Genomic DNA, 19,058 nt, shown 5'->3' with positions numbered 1-19,058 from the left:
CTGACGCCAGTCATCAGTCTTCGGTACGGGGAGCGGGGTCAGGTGCCCTGGCCCTGCTCAGCTGCGTCAGCGGAAGGTTGCGGAAGTGGTAGACATCTCGGATCTGGGCGCCATCGATGAGAACGTGCCCTTCGACAACGACGTGGCCGACGCGTTGATCGCCGCGTTCGACGGCGCCGCGTCGACGATCGAGGGACAGGCGGGTACGCGGTCTTCGGCCGTCACGTCCGCCAAGGACGACTTCAAGGGTCATTTCTCCGAACTCTTCTCCGGCAACGCCTCCGTGGCGGCCGCGGACGCCACCGAGCTGTGCTCCCGGCTTCGCGAGGTCGCGACCGGCGCCCGCACGCTCAAGGAGGAGGCGCGCAAGGAACAGCAGCGCCGTCAGACCGCGCGGGAGTGGAAGCAGCGGCAGGACGACCGCAACGTGTTCCAGGAGTTCGGCGACTGGGTGACCGGCGGCGAGGATCCGCCGGTCGGTCCGCCGGCCGACCCGGTCTCGATCACCGCCTCGTCCCCGCAGAACGGGACGCGGCAGACCCCGGAGCCGGGCACCGGCCCCAGCGGCGGCAGCTCGACCACGACCTCGGCCCGGCCGTCGAACCTGCGCGAGTTCGTGACCGGCAGCGCTCCCTTGAACGAGGCGCTGAACGGGAAGCCGGGCGCGCTGCGTACCCACCTGACCAGCTTCGCCGCCTCCTGCCAGTGGGGCCGGCTCGAGGCCGAGGGCGTGGTCACCGGCTTCGAGAAATGGCTGACCGCCAACAACGAGGACGTGCGGTGGGTGACCACCGTCGCCGACGCGTTCGCCCGGGCCGGCGGCGAGGGCAACATCACCTGGCTGCTGAACAGCACCCTGTCGTCGGTGCTCGCGGCCGCTGGCGTGGCCGAGACCCGGCAGGACCTGACCATCGAGGCTCCGCAGGCGTACGGGCACCCGCCGACCACCGGTTACGCCGACGACCCGGTGAACACCGCCACCGGCAACTTCGTCGAGATCGAGGTCGACCTCGGGTTCCCCGGCGCCGCCGCGAAGGTGGAGTTCACCCGGACCTACAACGCCATCGACGACCAGGGCGGTGTCTTCGGGCTCGGCTGGTCCTCGCTGCTGGACCAGCGGCTGGACCTGACCGACGAGGGCGCGACGCTGGTGCAGGCGGACGGGCGGCACATCCTGTTCCCGCGGTTCGGCGACGGCTGGGACCGGGCGCCGGGCGAGCGGCTCTGGCTGCACCGGGCCGCCGGCGGGGAGCTGGTGGTGACGGACAACGACGGGCTGCGGCGCACCTTCACGCCGGGCGGCCAGTGGCTCTCGGACAGCCGCGGTCCCGGTACGACGATCGTCGCGGAGCGGGACGGCGACGGCCGGCTGACCCGGCTGGCCCACGAGCGCGGCCGCTGGATCGCGGTCGGCTGGAACGGCCGCCGGGTCGAGCAGGTCACGGCCTCCGACGGGCGCCGGGTCCAGTACGGCTACGACGACGCCGGCCGGCTGGTCTCGGCGACCGGGCCGCTGGGCACCCGGACGTACCGCTGGAACGGCGCCGGCCTGATCGACGCGGTCGTCGGCGCCGACGGCGTGGTCGAGGTCGAGAACACCTATGACGAGCGGCGCCGGGTCACCGGCCAGCGGTCGCCGTTCGGCCGGCAGACCCGCTACGCCTACCTGTCCGGCCGGATCACGGTGGTCTCCGACCAGGACGGCGAACGATCGAACACCTGGATCGCCGACCAGCGCGGCCGGCTGATCGGGGTGGTCGACGCCGACGGCCACCGGCAGTCGATGAGCTACGACGGCTTCGGCAACGTGGTGTCGGTGACCGAGCGGAACGGGGCGACGACGACCCACGGGTACGACGAGCGCGGCCGCCGGGTCCGGACCCGTACCGCCTCCGGCGCCGACCTGACCTACGGCTACGACGACGCCGACCGGGTGACCACCGTGGTCACCGAGGCGGGCGCCGTCACCGAGTACGCCTACACCGGCAGCGACCGCAACCCTTCGGTGATCATCGACCCGGAGGGCGGCCGCACCGAACTCGGCTGGGACGGCCCGCTGCTGCGCCAGGTCACCGACCCGGTCGGGGTCCGGCTCCGGTTCGAGTACGACGAGCAGGGCGACCTGGCCGCCGTCATCGATGCCGCGGGCCACCGGGCCCGGCTGGAACGCGACGCTACCGGCCGGGTGACCGCGGCGGTCACGCCGTCCGGCGCACGCACGACATTCCACTTCGACGCGGCCGGCCTGCTGGTCTCGCGCCGCGACCCGAACGGCGCGATCCACCGCTTCGAGCACTCGCCGGGCGGCCGGCTGACCGCCATGATCGACCCGCTCGGCGGCCGGACCGAGCTGGAGTACGGCCCGCACGGCGAGGTGACGAAGGCGGTCGACGCGCTCGGCCGGGCGGCGAACCGGACCTTCGACGACCTCGGCAACGTGGCCGCCGTGGAGCTGCCGGACGGCAACAGTTGGCGGTTCGTGCACGACGCGCTGTCGCGGCTGCGGGAGACGGTCGACCCGGCCGGTGGTCGCTGGCGGCGGGAGTACGACGCGAACGGGGACCTGCGGTCGTTCACCGACCCGACCGGACTGCTCCGGGAGGTCCCGGCGGACCGGACCGGCCGCAGCGCCACGCTGATCGAGGCCGACCAGACGGCGGTCGCGCGATTCGACCCGATGGGGCGCCAGGTCGGGACGGAGGACCCGGACGGCGCCACCGAACTGATCACGCACGACCGGTGCGGGCGGCCGGTGGAGCTGCTCGACGGCGAGGGCGGGCTGACCCGGCTCCGTCGCGATGCCGCCGGCCGGCTGGTGGAGCGGATCGCTCCGTCCGGCGCGACCACCCGGTACGAGTACGACGTCTGCGGCCGCCTGGCCGCGGTGATCGATCCGACCGGCGGCCGGGTCAACCTGGAGTACGACGCCGACGGCCGGGTGGTGCGCGAGGTCTCATCGACCGGTGAGGTCGCCTGGTCCGAGTACGACGCAATGGGCTGGGTGGTGGCCCGGTTCGTCCCGGGCGAGGGCCTCAGCCGGTATGCGTACGACCTGATGGGCCGGCTGATCCGCCAGATCGACTCCTGGCACGGCCGGCGCCGGTTCCGTTACGACGCGGCCGGGCAGCTGGTCGAGGCGGTCAACGGCGCCGGCGGGGTGACTCGCTACGACTACGACGGCCGCGGCCGGCTGATCATGATCACCGACCCGCTGGGCGGGGTGACCCGGCGTTCCTACGACGCGATGGACCGGTTGACCGGCGAGACCGACCCGCTGGGCCGCACCACCACCATCGAGTACGACGCCGCCGGCCGGCTGGTGGCCCGGACCGATCCCTCCGGTCGGCGTACCGAATGGTCGTTTCTGGCCGGCCGGATGTCGTCGCTCCAAGTCGACGGCCGGCTGGTCGCCGAGATCACCCGCGACCTGCGGAACCGCCGGGTCCGGGTCGCCGACCACTTCGATCCGGACCGGCCGGTCGAGCACGAGCTGACCTGGAACGGACGGCGGCAGCTGACCTCCCGTCGGCGCGGGGCCGATCGGGTCGAGTGGACGTACGACAGCGACGGCCGGCGCGACTCCAGAACGGGCCCGGACGGACGGCGGACCGGCTTCGAGTACGACGGCAACGGCCGGCTGACGGCGGTGGACCACCCGCTGCTCGGCCGCGCGACGTTCGGCTACGACGGCGCCGGCCGGTTGATCCGGGCCGGCGCCGGCGACCTGATCCAGGCCTGGAGCCATGCGGACGGCTTCGTCGTCGAGCACACCCTGACCGGGCCCGACGGCGCGGCAAGGACCCGGCTGGAGCGGGACGCGTGGGGCCGGATCGGCTCGATCACGGACGGCTCGGGCCGGCGCAGCTTCGGCTACGACGAGGCGAGCCAACTGGTCGAGGAGCGGCGGGACGACGGCACCGTCTCGACCTGGCAGTTCGACCGGGCCGGCCGGCTGGCGGTCGAGGCCGTCGCGGGCCGCCGGTGCGGCTACGCGTACGACGCGGCGGGGCAGCTGATCTCGACGGACACCGGCGAGACGCAGGTGCGGTATCACTACGACGAGGCCGGCCGGCGGGTTCGCGCCGAAGGTTCCGACGGCCGGATCCGGGAGTTCGGCTGGTCCGAGGTCGGCGGGTTGTCCACGATCGTCGACCGCGGCGGGCTCGGCGGGACCCGGACGACCCGGCTCCAGGTCGACGCGCTCGGCGAACTGGCCCGCGTGGACGGCACCGAGACGTGGTGGGACACCGCCATGAGCTACGCCCCCGCCCTGATCCAGGCGGGGGACACCCCGGTGCTGCACACCGGCGGCGGCCTGACCGGCGTCGGAGACGTCTGGCATGCGCCGGGCTGGCGTACCGCGCGGGCGGCCTCGCCCGATCCGTGGGCGATCGCCCCGGCCGCGCAGCTCACCGGCGGGATGGCCGTCGGCGCGGCCGGCGAACTGGTGGTCGCCGGGCTGGAATGGATGGGGGCGCGGGCCTACGACCCGGCCACCCGGGCCTTCCTCTCGGTGGACCAGTTGGAGCCGGTGCCCGGTTCGGGCTGGGCCGGGAATCCGTACGCGTTCGCCGGGAACGACCCGCTGCACGCCCTCGACCCGGCCGGGCTGAGTCCGGTCACCGACGAGGAGCTGAAGGCGTACGCCGCCTCCAACGACGGTGCCTGGAACGCGGTCACCGACTGGGTCGGTGACAACTGGGAGTATCTGGCCGGCGGCGCGATGGTGATCGCCGGCGGGGCACTGATGTTCACCGGCGTCGGCGGTCCCGCCGGCCTGGCCTTGATCAGTGCGGGCGCCGACACGATCATCCAGAAGGCGACCACCGGCTCGGTCAACTGGGGCCAGGTGGCGGTCTCCGGCGTCGTCGGTGGCGTCACGGGTGGCCTCGGCAGCCTGGCCATCAAAGCCAGCACGAGCGGGACTTCCGCCCTGATGACTCGGCTCGGCGTCTATGGCGCCGTCGGCGCCCTGAGCAGCGAGGGGGTCTACCTCACGCAGAACTGGGGCAACCTGAGCTGGCGGGGCGCGCTGGGCGCCGGCGCGGGCGGCTTCGTGGCCGGCATGTTCTCCGGCGGGCGCGGCCCGGGCGGCGGAAGCCTGGCGACCTGGGCCGGGCAAGGGGCCAAGTCGCTCGCGGCCCGGGGCTTCACCGCCGGGCTCGGCTTCGTCGGCGGGACCACCGGATCGATCACCAACAACATCGTCGCCGGGAATCCGATCAACTGGCGGGCGGCGTTGGTGTCCGGGGGCCTTTCGGCGGGGACCTCGCAGATCCCAAAGGTCGTCAACGCGCCCAGCGGAACCTCGAGTACGCTGCCGCAGGTGTCCCAGTACGGCCCCAGGTTCAACAATCTGGCGAGTTTCGGCGACCGGGGCACGGCCGCGCTCTACGCCGGCGCGGTCCAGAGCGGTCTCCAGAGCTATGGTGCGAACATCGCCCTGGGGCCACTCCTGGAAGGCACCCCCTATCACCTCTTCGGTCAGTGAGTGAACACCACCGGCCCGACCCGAAGGCGCCGCCGCCGTCCCCCGAAGTACCGGCGGCTGCGCCCGTTGGACCTGTGGTTGCTCCTGATTCCGGTGGCCATCGGCATCGTCCTGCCCGTGCTGTGGCAGATCCGGCCCGAGCTCGCCGCCCTGGTGATCCTGCTCGCGCCCGCACTGGGGTTCGGGACGGTGCAGTTGCCGACGATCGCGCGAGAGATCCTGATGTGGGTGCTGGGCTTCGGCGTCGCCCTCGCCTGGGGTCTGCAGAGCCCGGTGCTCGCGGTGAGCTGGCTGGTGCTGTTTCCGTGCGGCTTCGCCCTGGGCGGGCACGTTAGGGCGATCCGATCCGGCGTGCCGAAGCCGGGCAGCGTCCCCGTGGTGCCGGCCTCGGACCGGATGGTGTGCAATCCCGGCGAGGACGAGGCCGAAGAGGTGGTGATCGAGCCGTCGCTTGCCGCGGTCCTCGCCGCGATCGATGCCCTGGACGGGATCGATCGGACCGTGATCAGCCTGTTCCGCGGTCCGGCCCGGCTGGACCTGGCCGGCCGGCCCGACGGGCCGATGCTGGTGTACCACTGCGCCGACCAGACGGCCGCGCGACCGGAGTGGAGCCACCTGACGACGCCCGGCGCGCCCGACGTCGAGGTCGCCATCCAGCTCGCCGTCCTGGGCCATTTCCGGCTCTGGCAGACCACCACCCTGGAACCCGCCCGGAAAGCCGTGGCCGAGTTCCTCGCTACCGGCGGCCGGGCTTCCGGACTCTCGTGGCGAACCGACCCCGACGTGACCGACCTGAGACCCCCGGGCCTCGACCCGGACTGAGGGGCCGCTCGTTTCGGTCGAGGAGGCGACCGTCCCGCACGATGCTTCATCGATCCACCCCCGGGTCGCGAAGCACCACCCCTCCCGCGAGAACGCTCCGACCCCGCTGCCGCGACGCCCGGCCCCGGCTTCCACGCATGACATAGCCGGCCCAACGCTCGACGCCACCACCCCGGAGGGAGTTCCGCCCGGGCATGGCGGTTTTCCTCCACGGTTCGCGCGCTTACCGCGGATACCACGTGGAAATGCTCGAGCCATGGAGGAAAAGCGACACCGCACCTCACGCCGTGGCGGGGACCTCGGGCGGCGCGTGCCTCACTGCATGCGGGAGCGGCAGCGTACTGGGACGCCTGAACGCGGCGGAGTGGGTCCGTCGCAGCGCATCTGGTTCCGCTCCGGCGGGCTCGGCCGGGCGCACGATCCCGGCGCATCTGGATCGGCCCCGCGGCCAGTGCGCGGGCGCTGACCGGGTCGATCGGGTTCGGTCCCGGCGGCCAATGTCTGGGGTGCGCGGTCCCGGCGAATGCAGTTCCGCCCCGGGCGGGCAGGGTCCGGTCGCACGGTCCCAGCGCATCCGGTCACCCTGCGGCGCCGTCCGGGCCCGATCCAGCAGACACCGAGCGCTCCGTCCCGCGCGTACGCCGGCCCAGATCGGAACCTGTTGCAGACGATCACGCGGGTTGGGTGTCACAAATCTGCAGTGGAACGCCTTCCGCAACCGATTTCCCGCCTTCGGGAAGCCGTTGCGTTGCAGATCTGGGACACCGGCCCGGCAGGCCCGCGCTCGCAGCGCGCTCGCGCCGGCGACGCGCTCCGGCCGGGCCGCCCGAATGCGTTCGCTCCCACCGGTGAGCCGCGTCCTGTTAAGTTGTCGAACAACTTTCGGGCCTGCTGTGTTGGCGAGAAGTTCATTCGGCCCGAAGGGTTGGTGACCCTGTAGTCGGTTGCCGGCGCGGGTGCCGGCCGTTTCGAGGAGGACGCACATGTCTCGAGTTCTGTCAACGGAGGAAGCGAAGTCGGCGATCCGGCAGATTCAGGCGATCGTGACCGGTGGTCTGACGGATCAGATCTCGCAGCTGGACACGCAGGGGCAGAAGTTGTCCCAGCCGGATGTCTGGGACGGTCCGCTGGCGGCGACGTTCCGGAGCTCGACGTGGCCGGAGACGAAGGCCGCGTTGGACAAGGCGAAGCAGGAGCTGGACGACCTGCGCGGGCAGCTGGAGAAGATCTCGACCAACATCTTCAGCGCCGGCGGCGGGAGCTGAGTCCGGATCTGCCTCCGGGCAGATCGGTGGGTTCCACGGCGTCGTCAGCAAAGGTGCGGTCATGGTTGACATCTCGGATCTGGGCGCGATCGACACGGACGTACCGTTCGACAACGGTACGGCCGACGATCTGATCGCCGCGTTCGACAACGCGGCGACGGCGATCGACGACCAGGCGTCCTCCCGGGCGTCGTACGTGACGACCGGGTCGAAGGACTTCAAGGGCCACTTCTCCGAGCTCTTCACGAGCAACGCGGCGGTGGCGTCGGCGGACGCCACCGAACTGGCCAGCCGGCTCCGCGAGGTCGCGACGGCCGCGCGCAACCTCAAGGAGGAAGCGCGCAAGGAGCAGGAACGCCGCAAGACCGCACGGGAGTGGAAGCAGCGGCAGGACGACCGGAACGTGTTCCAGGAGTTCGGCGACTGGCTTTCCGGCGGCGAGGACCCGCCGGTCGGCCCGCCGGCCGACGAGCCGACGATCACGACCTCGGCGCCGCAGAACGGGACCCGGGAGACCCCACCACCGGGCGGCGGCGGCAGCGGCGGCGGGGGCACCTCGTCGGCCCGGCCGTCGAACCTGCGCCAGTTCGCCTCGGGCTCGGAAACCCTGAACGAGGCCCTGAAGGGCAAGCCCGGCACGCTGCGGACCCACCTGACGAACTTCGCCTCGAAGTGCCGTTGGGGCAGGTTGGACGCGTCCGGCGTGACGACCGGGTTCGACAAGTGGCTGACGGCCAACGGCGAGGACGTCCGCTGGGCGAACACGATCGCCGACGCGTTCAAGGCCGCCGGCGGCGAGGGCAACATCTCGACGCTGGCCAACAGCGCGCTGGCCGCGGCCCTACAGGCGAAGGGGATCGCGGCGACCCGGCAGGACCTCACGATCGAACCGCCGCAGGCGTACGGGCATCCGCCGACCACCGGCTACGCCGACGACCCGGTGAACACCGCCACCGGCAACTTCGTCGAGACCGAGATCGACCTCGGGTTCGCCGGTGCCGCGGCGAACCTGGCGTTCACCAGGACCTACAACGCGATCGACGCCGCGGTCGGCCCGTTCGGGCCGGGCTGGTCGTCGATCCTGGACCAGCGGCTCGAGCTCGCCGACGACGGCGCCCGGCTGGTGCTGCCGGACGGCCGGCAGGTGCTCTTCCCGCGCCAGGGCGACGGGTGGGACCGGGCGCCGGGCGAGGCGCTCTGGCTGGACCGGGTCGAGGGCGAGTCCGGCGCCGTGCTCGTGGTGACGGGCAACAACGGCGCTCGGTGGACGTTCAGCACGGGCGGCCAGTGGTACGCCCGCAGCCGCGGCGCCGGGACCGGGATCGTGGCCGAGCGCGACGACGCCGGGCGGCTGGTCCGGCTGCTGCACGAGCGCGGCCGGTGGATCGAGATCGGCTGGACGGACGGCCGGATCGGCGAGGTCACGGCCTCGGACGGACGCCGGGTGGCCTACGCGTACGACGAGGCGGGCCGGCTGGTCTCGGCCACGGGACCGAACGGGACGCGGACGTACGCCTGGAACGAGGCCGGCCTGCTCACGGCGGTGACCGGCGCCGACGGCGTGGTCGAGGTCGAGAACAGCTACGACGAGCGACGCCGGGTGACCAGCCAGCTGTCGCCGTACGGCCGGCGGACCCGCTACGTCTACCTGCCCGGGCGAACCACGGCGGTCTCGGATCTCGACGGCGGCCGCTCGAACACCTGGATCGCCGACCAGCGCGGCCGGTTGGTCGGAGTCGTCGACACCGACGGCCGGCGGCAGTCGATGAGCTACGACGGCTTCGGCAACCTGGTCTCGGCGACCGAACGGAACGGTGCGACCACCACGCACGGATACGACGAGCGTGGTCGCCGGGTCCGGACCCGTACGGCCTCCGGGGCGGACCTGACCTTCGGCTACGACGACGCCGACCGGGTGACCACCGTCGTCACCGAGTCCGGGGCGGTGACCGAGTTCGACTACCCGGGCGATGGCCGGAACCCGTCGGTGATGACCGACGCCGAGGGCGGCCGGACCGAGTTGGTCTGGGACCGCGGTCTGCTGCGGCAGATCACGGACCCGACCGGAGTGCGGGTCAGCTTCGGGTACGACGACCACGGCGACCTGCTGACGGTGACGAACGCCGTGGGCAACCAGGCCCGGCTGGAGCGCGACGCGGCCGGTCGCGTCACCGCCGCGATCAGCCCGTCCGGCGCCCGGACCAGCTACCACTACGACGCGCGCGGTTTTCTGGTCTCGCGGCGGGAGCCGAACGGCGCGACCTGGCGCTACGAATACACGGCCGGCGGGAAGCCGACCGCGGTCATCGATCCGTACGGCGCCCGGACCGAACTGGAGTACGGGCCACACGGTCAGGTGACGAAGACGATCGACGCGCTGGGCCGCGCGGTGACCCGGACCTTCGACGACCTGGGCCAGGTGTCCGGCGTCGAACTCCCGGACGGCGCCGGCTGGCGGTTCGTCCACGACGCGATGTCCCGGCTCCGCGAGACGATCGACCCTACCGGTGGCAGCTGGCGTCGCGAGTACGACGCCAACGGCGACCTGGTCGCGGTCACCGACCCGACCGGGGTCCGGCGCGAGGCGTCGACCGATCCGACCGGGCAGTCCGCCTCCGTGACCGAGGCGGACGGCACCTTCGGGCTGCGGTCGGACCAGCTGGGCCGCCCGATCGCCGCCGAGCAGGCGGACGGGTCGGCCGAGCTGATCAGTTACGACCGCTGCGGGCGGCCGGTGGAGCTCGTCGACGGCGAGGGCCAGCTGACCCTGCTCCGCCGCGACGCGGCCGGCCGGATCACCGAACGCGTCGCCCCGTCCGGCGCGACGACCCGCTACGCGTACGACCGCTGCGGCCGGCTGGTCGCGGTCACCGATTCGCTCGGTGGCCGCACCAAACTCGAGTACGACGCCGACGGCCGGGTGGTCCGGCGGGTGTCGCCGACCGGCGAGGTCTCCTGGGCCGAGTACAACGCGATGGGCTGGCTGGTCGCCCAGTTCGTGCCCGGCCGCGGGCTGGCCCGGTTCGCCCACGACCTGGTCGGCCGGGTGATCCGGACCACCGATTCCTGGTACGGCCGGCGCCGGTTCCGCTACGACGCGGCCGGGCAGCTGATCGAGACGGTGAACGGCAACGGGGGCGTCACCCGGTACGACTACGACGCCCGCGGCCGCGTCGTCACGATCACCGACCCGCTCGGCGGCGTCACCCGCCGTGAGTACGACGCGATGAACCGGGTGATCGCCGAGACCGACCCGCTCGGTCGCACCACCACCGGCGAGTACGACGCCGCCGGACGCCGGACCGCCCAGACCGACCCGAGCGGGCACCGGATCGAGTGGACCTACGACGCCGCCGGCCGGGACGCGAACCTGTTGGTCGACGGCCGGCTGGTCTCGGCGATCACCCGCGACCTGCGGAACCGGCGGGTGCTGATCGCCGATCATTCCGACCCGGACCGGCCGACCGAGCACGAACTCGGGTGGAACCGGCGTCAGCAGCTGGTCCTCCGGCGCCGCGGCGAGAGCCGGATCGAGTGGACGTACGACAGCGACGGCCGCCGGGCCACGATGACCGGACCGGACGGCCGGCTGACCCGGTACGAGCGCGACGGCGGCGGCCGGGTGATCGCGGTCGACCACCCGCTGCTGGGCCGCGCGACCTTCTCCTACGACGCGTCGGGACGCCTGGTCCGCGCCGGTGCCGGCGACCTGATCCAGACCTGGCGCCGCGCCGACGGCTTCGTCGTCGAGCACACCCTGACCCGTCCGGACGGCGCCGAGCGCACGGCGATCGAGCGGGACGAATGGGGCCGGATCGTCGCCGTCCAGGGCGGCTCCGGCCGGCGGAGGTTCGGCTACGACGAGGCCGCTCAGCTGATCGAGGAACGGGTCGGCGACGGCACGGTGTCGACCTGGCAGTACGACCGGTCCGGGCGGCTGACCGCTGAGGCGATCGGCGGCACCCGGCGCGACTACAGCTACGACACCGCCGGCCAGCTGACCTCGACGGTCACCGGCGGGGTGCGGGTGCGCTACTCGTACGACCGCTCGGGGCGGCGGACTCGGGCCGAGGCGTCCGACGGCCGGGTCCGCGAACTCGGCTGGTCCGACACCGGCTGGCTGTCCACGATCACCGACCGCGACGGCGACGAGACGAAGACGACCCGGCTCGGCGTCGACGCGCTCGGCGAGCTGAGCCGGGTGGACGACGCCGAGACGTGGTGGGACACGGCCACCGGCTGCGCGGCCGGCCTGGTCCAGGCGGGGGAGACGCCGGTCGTGCACACGCCCGGCGGGCTGACCGGCATCGGCCAGGACTGGGCGGCGCCCGGCTGGCGTACCGCCCGGACGGCCGGCGCGGATCCGTGGTCGGCCGGCGCCGCCTCGGCCGGGACCGACGGGTTCGCGATCGGCGCGGCCGGCGAGATGAAGATCGCCGGACTGGAATGGCTGCACGCCCGGGCCTACGACCCGGCGACCCGCGGCTTCCTGTCCGTCGACCCGCAGGACCCGACGCCGGGAGCGGGCTGGGCCGCGAATCCGTACTCCTATGCCGGGAACGATCCGCTGCACGCCCTCGACCCGGCCGGCCGCCAGCCGGTCACCGACGAGGAATTGAAGGCCTACGCCGCCTCCAATGATGGCGCCGCGGCCGCGGTCGGCGACTGGGTGGGCGACAACTGGGAGTACCTGGCCGGCGGGGCGATGGTGATCGCGGGCGGGGTGCTGATGGCGACCGGGGTCGGCGGGCCGGCCGGGATGATGCTGATCAGTGCGGGCGCGGACACGATCATCCAGAAGGCGACCACGGGCTCGGTCAACTGGGGCCAGGTCGCGATCTCCGGTGCGTTCGGGGCCTGGGGCGGTGCCGGCGCGGCGGCGAAACTCGGGGCTCGTACGCTGCTGCAGAAGACCGTCGTCGGCGGGATGATCTCCGGTACGGCGAGCGGCGCCACCGGCGGCGCGTACAGCTATCTCACCGGGCCGGGACCGCACACGGTCAGCGGCTTCATGAAGACGACCGCGCTCAGCGCCGGGGTCGGCGGGGCCACCGGCGGCGCGGCCGGGGCGTTCGGGCACGGGGCGAACACGCTCGGGCAGCGGCTGTTGCCGCGGACCGCGGCGCCGACGCCACCGCCGACGCTGGCCGACGAGGCCCGTGGATTGATGGGCAACCCCGGCGACACGGTGGTGCTCGGCCGGCTGCCCGACACCGCAGTGGCGCGGGACTGGGACGACCACGTCGTGCTGCAGACCGACAACTGGTCGCCGGAGTTGAACGACGAGTTCATCCAGGCCACGATCGACTATCAGCGACCGGTGTATCTGGCCAGCCCGATCGAGGGGAACATGATCCAGACCGAGGGCCCGTACGCGGGGCAGCCGACGATCTTCCAGCGGGAGCTGGAGATGCTCAACGACGCCGGCTACACGATGGACGGCGACTACATGTATCCACCGCGATGACGTCGGTGGTGGGGCTGCTGGACTCCTGGAGCAAGGAGCGAGCCGACGCGTGGCGATCGGAGATTGCGGCGTCGCTCGGAGCGGAACCGGACGCCTGGCTCGCTGTCGTCGGGGCAGGGGAGTTGAACCGAGACCGCTGGTGGCTCGTGCTGTCCTGGGTCGAGCAGACCGCGTCGCTGATCGCCACGACCCGACGGGCCGAGTTGGTCGAACTGTCAGCATTCGCGCTGTCGCTGTTGGAGGACGGTCCGGTCGACGGCCGCGAGGCCTGGCTGATCGGCTCCGTGGTCCGATGTGGAACCAAGCACGCCGGTTTGGACTTCCTGCCGTTGATCGCGGCGGGCTGCGCCCGGGCCGGAGACCGCGGCGAGCAGTGCCTACGGTGGCTGTCGAAGGCGTCGGACCGGTTGCCGTCGACCCATCGTGAGGTCGGCGAAGGTCCGACGTTCAGGTTCGAGCGGAAGCTGACGGAGTTCGACGAACAGGCCTTCATCCGGCGGCTCAAGGGCACGTGATGAGCCACCGTGGCGATCCCGGGCCGACCGACCAGTCGGAGACCAAGCCCTGGCCGAAACCGGTCCGCTACACCCTGCTGATCCTGCTCATCTCCCTGGTCGGCGTCGGCGCCGTCTACCTGCTCTATTCGCGCGGGATCCTGCCGATCGCCGGCCCGTTCGTGGCCATGTTCCTCGGCCCGCTGTTCGTCTGGCTGGGCCTGCTCTGGCGGCGTCGCCGGCTCGTCCGGCGCTCCCGCGACCTGGTGTCCGAGTTGCAGCGGTTCGAGGCGCGGCTCGACCAGGAGCGGCGGCTGCCGGCGGCGGCCCGGTCCAGTGCGGCGTCGGACCTCTCGCTCGAGCAGGCCGCCGAGGTCGTACGGCTCAGCGGTCAGCGGCTGGCCTGGGGCCAGGAACTCTCGGCCGCCGAAGCTCTCGTCGAGCTCGCGGACCGGGCCGGGGCGCAGTGGCAGGCCGGCGCCCCGCTGACCGTCGAACTACGACGGATCGCCGACCGGGCCCGCCCGCTGGTGGCCCTCGGTCGCAAGGATCGTGATCCCGGCCACTGAGCGATCGCCGCTCGCGCATCTGACCCAGCGCCGTGGTTAGGGTGACTGGCGAACGTGTAGGGCGAATGTCAACCAGGCCGGCCTGCGGCCGGCGTCAAGGAGGAGTTGCGGATGAGTCGGGTTCTCTCGACCGAGGACGCGAAGTCGGCGATTCGGCAGATTCAGGCGATTGTGACCGGTGGTCTGACGGATCAGATTTCGCAGTTGGACACGCAGGGGCAGAAGTTGTCCCAGCCGGATGTCTGGGATGGTCCGTTGGCGGCGACGTTCCGGAGCTCGACGTGGCCGGAGACGAAGGCCGCGTTGGACAAGGCGAAGCAGGAGTTGGACGACCTGCGCGGGCAGCTGGAGAAGATCTCCACCAACATCTTCTCCGCCGGCGGCGGCAGCTGACCCGAGCGGTCTCCTGCTGCGGTTCGGGCCGCCGCGATCCCTGGGTCGCGGCGGCCCTTTCGATTCGCATGACCTCGGCAACCGGCCGTCACGTGAACCGACGCCGAACCGGTTGACGATGTGGGGCCCTGGTGATGACCGGCTCACCCGCGCGCGACGTACTGACGGTCTTCCTCGACGGCCCGGTCCGAAGGCGAGTGATCGACCGCCCGTTCCGGCGTACCCCTATCCTGGCGCGGTGCATCGATGGAGCGAGCGGGGCGGGTACGACTGGCAGCTGATCGAGCCGACCGAGCCGTCGCCGGAGGTCGTGCTCGGCGCGACGCTGGCGTACGGGATGCTGGACGAGTCCGTCGCCGATTACGGGACGCTGCAGACGGTCGCCGGCGCGATCCGGGCCGAGCTCGGCCGGCCCATCGAACGGCCCGAGGGCGGGGTCTCCGTTCCGGAGGGGCTGGTGGAGATCGGCCAGGACACCCTGACCTTCGCGGTACGGGGACGGCCGGAGGCCGTGGTCTCGACCTGGCGCCGGGTGGCCGGCTACTTCAACGGCACCGTCCCGGTCGACGGCGCCGACCCGCATCCGGTCGACACGTTCGGCTGGACCAGGGATGCGGCCCTCCGCGCGGGCATGAGTGCGTTCGTGCTGTCCCTGCTGGAGCTGCCGCAGACCGAGGTGTCGCCGGACAAGGTGGAACAGCTGCGCCGGCACCTCGACCCGGCCCAGGGCACCGTACGCTGCGCGTTCTTCACCAACGATGAGTCGCTGATGGCGGTCGACGCGTTCGCCGCGCCGGCCGTCGATCCCCGCCGGCAGTCGACCCCGGCACCCGGCCGGGCCCGCGGGGCGGCGACGCCGGGCAGCCTGGCCGCGCCGCTGGGCCCGGTCCAGTTCACCGCCGTCGTCCCCCGGACCCGGGCCGGACTGGCCGCCGGCCTGGCGCTGCGGACCCACTTCGCGGCCGCACTGTCGGCGGCCGGCGGCGGCGACCCGGGCACCGGCTGCGCGGTGCACGAGTTCGGCGCGGACCGCTGGATCACCATCGTCTGCGACGGCGTGCCGGCGCCGCAGCACCGGGACCGGGCGATCGCTCGCACCCTCTCCACGCCGATCGCCGACGCCCGGCTGGCCGCGGTGATCACCGAGCTGGAGTCGCTGGCGGACAGCCAGTGGGCCCGGAACCGCCGCGTCCTCGGCCTGCCCGCGGACGAGGAGCCGCTGACCGTACCGGCGGTCCGCAACGCGCTCGCCGCCGCGCTGAACACGGTGCACGTGACCAGCCTGCTCGGAGCCGCCGACCGCAGCGTCTCCGTCCTGCCCGGTTACCCGGAACTGATGTCGGCCCTGCCGGCCGAGCGCGGCGAGAAGTTCAACGCCTGGCTGGCCCAGTCGCCGATGGGCGGGGCGACGGCGGGCAGCGCCCGGCTCGGTGCCCGGACGCTGCTGGTCGAGTCGCCGGCCGAGGCGCTGGGGGAGCCGGCCGAGCGCGAGATCGTCGACCTCGACGCCGCCGCGGTGATCATCGAGTACAGCGCGACCAACCTGGTGATCTTCGACGACCGGCTGCGCGGCGTGGACGTCGACACCGGGCGGTTGCGGCGCGGGCCCAAGCTCCGCGAGCAGTTGGACCGGCGGCTGGCTGACGTACCGCGGCTCAAGATCATCGACCAGGCCAAACCCGCCGCGGAGTCGCCGCAGGTCCGCTCGACCAAGCGCCGGTACGTCATCGGAGCGATCATCGCGGCTGTCGCGGTGAGCGCGGTGTTCACCGGCTCGATCGTGCAGAACGCGACGCGGGCCAAGCCCGTCACGTCCCGGGTCGCCGAGGGCCAGACGGTCGAACTCGCCGGCGGCACCACCCTCACGGCCCGGAGCATCGAGGCGCGGGCGGACGGCCGCGATCTGTTGGTCAACGCCACCGTCCGGATCTGTGCCGGCGGCGACATCAGCGCCCGCGGCACCGATCCGGCCGTGCAACGCGCCGTCGGGCCGGCCAACTTCGGCCTCTACTCCCAGGACGGCATGACCGGCGAACGCACCGGCGGCGGCGGCCCGCAGCTCGCCGCCACCACGCTGCCCGAGGGCCAGTGCCTCGACGGCGAGCTGACGTACCGGATCCGGGACACCGGCAGCCCGCTGACCTTCGGGTACCGCAATCCGTTCGGCGACGACGTCGTCTGGTACGACCAGTAGCGGCTCGCGATTCTGCATCGCGAAATCCGGAGGCACGTTTTCTGTAGGGTGAGGGCCACTTCACCGAGGTCGTCACATGGGAGGTCGGGTGCCGGAGGAAACGGTGCGGGCACGCGGCGGCGTGCAGTCCGTCGAGCGCGTCTTCGAACTGCTGGAGCTGATGGCCGAGGCCGGCGGGGAGATCTCGTTGAGCGACCTCGCCGCGCGGGCCGGGCTGCCGATGCCGACCATCCACCGGCTGCTCCGCACCTGTGTCACGCTCGGCTACGCCCGGCAGTTGCCGTCCCGCCGGTACGCCCTCGGCGCGCGGCTGATCCCGCTCGGCGAACTGGCCGGCCAGCAGCTCGGCCGGGTGGCCCAGCCGGAACTGGTCCGGGTGGTGGCCGAGCTGGGGGAGACGGCGAACATGGCCCTGCTGGACGGCGACCAGGTCGTCTACGTCGCGCAGCAGCCGTCGCCGCACTCGATGCGCATGTTCACCGAGATCGGCCGCCGGGTGAGCCTCCACGACACCGGGGTCGGGAAGGCGATCCTGGCCGGGTTCGGCGACGACGTCGTACGCCGGATCGTGCAGCGGGCCGGCCTGCCGACGCCGACGGCCAAGAGCCACGGCACCGTGCAGTCCCTGCTGGCGGATCTCGATCAGATCCGCGAACGCGGCTATGCGATCGACGACGAGGAGCAGGAGGTCGGGGTCCGCTGCTATGCGGTCGCCGTGCCGGGTACCCCGTCGCCGATGGCGATCTCGGTCTCCGGCCCGCTGGCGCGCGTCGACGAGGACTTCGGCCGGCGCGCCGTACCGGTGCTGCGCCGAGCCGCGGCGGCGATCGCCGCCGAACTGGTGCCCTGACCGGCACTGCCCCTGTTCCCGGCCACTGGTGATCCCAAGGCACGGGCTGCCCCGACCCATCGCGTTGTAATTCCGCAAAGCAGAAGTTAACATCCGTAATGTCGAAGTTCGAGGAGGAATCTTGAACAGCCCCAGCCCCGGCTACTCGATCACCCTGCGGGTCGAGGTCGCCGCCACGGCCGGCTCGACCACCGACCTGGCCTCGGCCGTCGCCGAGACCGGCGCCCCGGTGACCGCGCTGGACATCGTCGAGTCCAGCCACGAGAAGATCGTGGTCGACGTCACCTGCAACACCGTCGACGACGGGCACGCCCAGCGGATCGCCGAAGTGCTCGAATCCCGTCCGGACACCCACGTCCGCAAGGTCAGCGACCGGACGTTCCTGCTCCACCTCGGCGGCAAGCTCTCGGTCGAACCGAAGGTGCCGCTGAAGAACCGGGACGACCTGTCCCGCGCCTACACGCCCGGCGTCGCCCGGGTCTGCCTCGCCATCGCCGCCAACCCGGAGGACGCGCGCCGGCTCACCATCAAGCGCAACACGGTGGCCGTGGTCACCGACGGCACCGCGGTGCTCGGCCTGGGCGACATCGGCCCGGCCGCGGCGCTGCCGGTGATGGAGGGCAAGGCGGCGCTGTTCAAGCAGTTCGCCGGCGTCGACGCCTGGCCGGTCTGCCTGGACACCACCGACACCGAGGAGATCATCTCCATCGTCAAGGCGATGGCCCCGGTGTACGGCGGGATCAACCTGGAGGACATCGCCGCGCCGCGCTGCTTCGAGATCGAGCGCCGGCTCCGCGCCGAGTTGGACATCCCGGTCTTCCACGATGATCAACACGGTACGGCGATCGTCGTCCTGGCCGCCTTGATCAACTCGCTCCGGGTGGTCGGCAAGAAGATCACCGACGTCAAGATCGTGATCTCCGGCGTGGGTGCGGCCGGGCACGCGATCATCCAACTGCTGCAGGCCCAGGGCGCGGCGCACATCGTCGGCTGTTCCCGGACCGGCGCGATCCACCGCGGCGGGACCTACACCGACGAACACCGGCAGTGGATCGCCGAGAACACCAACCCGGACGGCGTTTCCGGCAGCCTGCACGACGCGCTCGTCGGCGCCGACGTGTTCATCGGCGTGTCCGGCCCGAACATCCTCGGCGCCGAGCACGTGGCCACCATGGCCGACCGCTCGATCGTGCTGGCGCTGGCCAACCCGGACCCGGAGATCCCGCCGACCGAGGCCGCGAAGCACGCCGCGGTGGTGGCCACCGGGCGGAGCGACTTCCCGAACCAGATCAACAACGTGCTGGCGTTCCCGGGCCTGTTCCGCGGCCTGCTCGACGCCGCCGCGCACAAGATCACCACGCCGATGCTGGTGGCGGCCGCCGAGGCGATCGCCGACTGCGTCTCGCCGGACGAGCTCAACCCCAGCTACATCGTGCCGAGCGTGTTCGACAGCCGGGTCGCCCCGGCCGTCGCGGCCGCGGTGGCGGGTACGGCCGGCAACTGACCCGCATAT

At 72.4% G+C, this 19,058-nt stretch carries 10 protein-coding genes; all 10 read left to right on the top strand.

The window, feature by feature from the left end:
* The first annotated feature begins 85 nt into the window (after positions 1 to 85).
* The 10 genes from BKA15_RS00700 to BKA15_RS00655 all read left to right on the top strand — a co-directional run bounded on the left by BKA15_RS00700 (position 86) and on the right by BKA15_RS00655 (position 19,049).
* Positions 86 to 5,491: a DUF6531 domain-containing protein gene (locus BKA15_RS00700; protein ID WP_179747688.1), complete on the top strand. Its 5,406-nt coding sequence runs from the start codon at positions 86 to 88 to the stop codon at positions 5,489 to 5,491.
* Entirely contained in the window at positions 5,492 to 6,313 is an 822-nt protein-coding gene (locus tag BKA15_RS00695; protein ID WP_179747687.1) for a hypothetical protein, read from the top strand.
* Positions 6,314 to 7,296: 983 nt separating this feature from the next.
* Positions 7,297 to 7,578, top strand: coding sequence for a pyrophosphorylase (locus tag BKA15_RS00690; RefSeq protein WP_179747686.1), 282 nt, complete (start codon positions 7,297 to 7,299; stop codon positions 7,576 to 7,578).
* A 61-nt stretch (positions 7,579 to 7,639) separates the two neighbouring features.
* Positions 7,640 to 13,045: a DUF6531 domain-containing protein gene (locus tag BKA15_RS00685; RefSeq protein ID WP_179747685.1), complete on the top strand. Its 5,406-nt coding sequence runs from the start codon at positions 7,640 to 7,642 to the stop codon at positions 13,043 to 13,045.
* The gene (locus tag BKA15_RS00680) at positions 13,042 to 13,560 is read left to right on the top strand and encodes a hypothetical protein (protein ID WP_179747684.1); all 519 of its coding nucleotides are present in this window, start codon (positions 13,042 to 13,044) and stop codon (positions 13,558 to 13,560) included. The genes BKA15_RS00685 and BKA15_RS00680 overlap by 4 nt, the downstream gene beginning before the upstream one ends.
* The gene (locus BKA15_RS00675; protein WP_179747683.1) at positions 13,560 to 14,108 is read left to right on the top strand and encodes a hypothetical protein; all 549 of its coding nucleotides are present in this window, start codon (positions 13,560 to 13,562) and stop codon (positions 14,106 to 14,108) included. The genes BKA15_RS00680 and BKA15_RS00675 overlap by 1 nt, the downstream gene beginning before the upstream one ends.
* Before the next feature lie 204 nt (positions 14,109 to 14,312).
* A complete protein-coding gene (locus tag BKA15_RS00670) occupies positions 14,313 to 14,501 on the top strand; it encodes a hypothetical protein (protein ID WP_246322235.1) in 189 nt (62 codons plus the stop codon).
* A 238-nt stretch (positions 14,502 to 14,739) separates the two neighbouring features.
* Positions 14,740 to 16,695 (top strand): hypothetical protein, encoded by a 1,956-nt coding sequence (locus tag BKA15_RS00665; protein ID WP_179747681.1) that lies wholly within the window; start codon positions 14,740 to 14,742, stop codon positions 16,693 to 16,695.
* 76 nt (positions 16,696 to 16,771) lie between these two features.
* Positions 16,772 to 17,545: an IclR family transcriptional regulator gene (locus BKA15_RS00660; RefSeq protein WP_179747680.1), complete on the top strand. Its 774-nt coding sequence runs from the start codon at positions 16,772 to 16,774 to the stop codon at positions 17,543 to 17,545.
* A gap of 121 nt (positions 17,546 to 17,666) precedes the next feature.
* On the top strand, positions 17,667 to 19,049 hold the full coding sequence (locus BKA15_RS00655) for an NAD-dependent malic enzyme (protein WP_179747679.1): 1,383 nt from the start codon (positions 17,667 to 17,669) through the stop codon (positions 19,047 to 19,049).
* The last annotated feature ends 9 nt before the right edge of the window (positions 19,050 to 19,058 follow it).

Origin of the sequence: Microlunatus parietis (assembly GCF_013407955.1) — a bacterium.
In the GTDB taxonomy this organism is placed as follows: domain Bacteria; phylum Actinomycetota; class Actinomycetes; order Propionibacteriales; family Propionibacteriaceae; genus Microlunatus; species Microlunatus parietis.
This window is presented reverse-complemented; position numbering and strand designations above follow the sequence as displayed.

Coding starts and splice junctions, on each gene's coding strand:
- BKA15_RS00675 (WP_179747683.1), top strand. CDS start 13,560: ATGAGCCACCGTGGCGATCCCGGGCCGACCGACCAGTCGGAGACCAAG.
- BKA15_RS00680 (WP_179747684.1), top strand. CDS start 13,042: ATGACGTCGGTGGTGGGGCTGCTGGACTCCTGGAGCAAGGAGCGAGCC.
- BKA15_RS00690 (WP_179747686.1), top strand. CDS start 7,297: ATGTCTCGAGTTCTGTCAACGGAGGAAGCGAAGTCGGCGATCCGGCAG.
- BKA15_RS00685 (WP_179747685.1), top strand. CDS start 7,640: ATGGTTGACATCTCGGATCTGGGCGCGATCGACACGGACGTACCGTTC.
- BKA15_RS00660 (WP_179747680.1), top strand. CDS start 16,772: ATGGGAGGTCGGGTGCCGGAGGAAACGGTGCGGGCACGCGGCGGCGTG.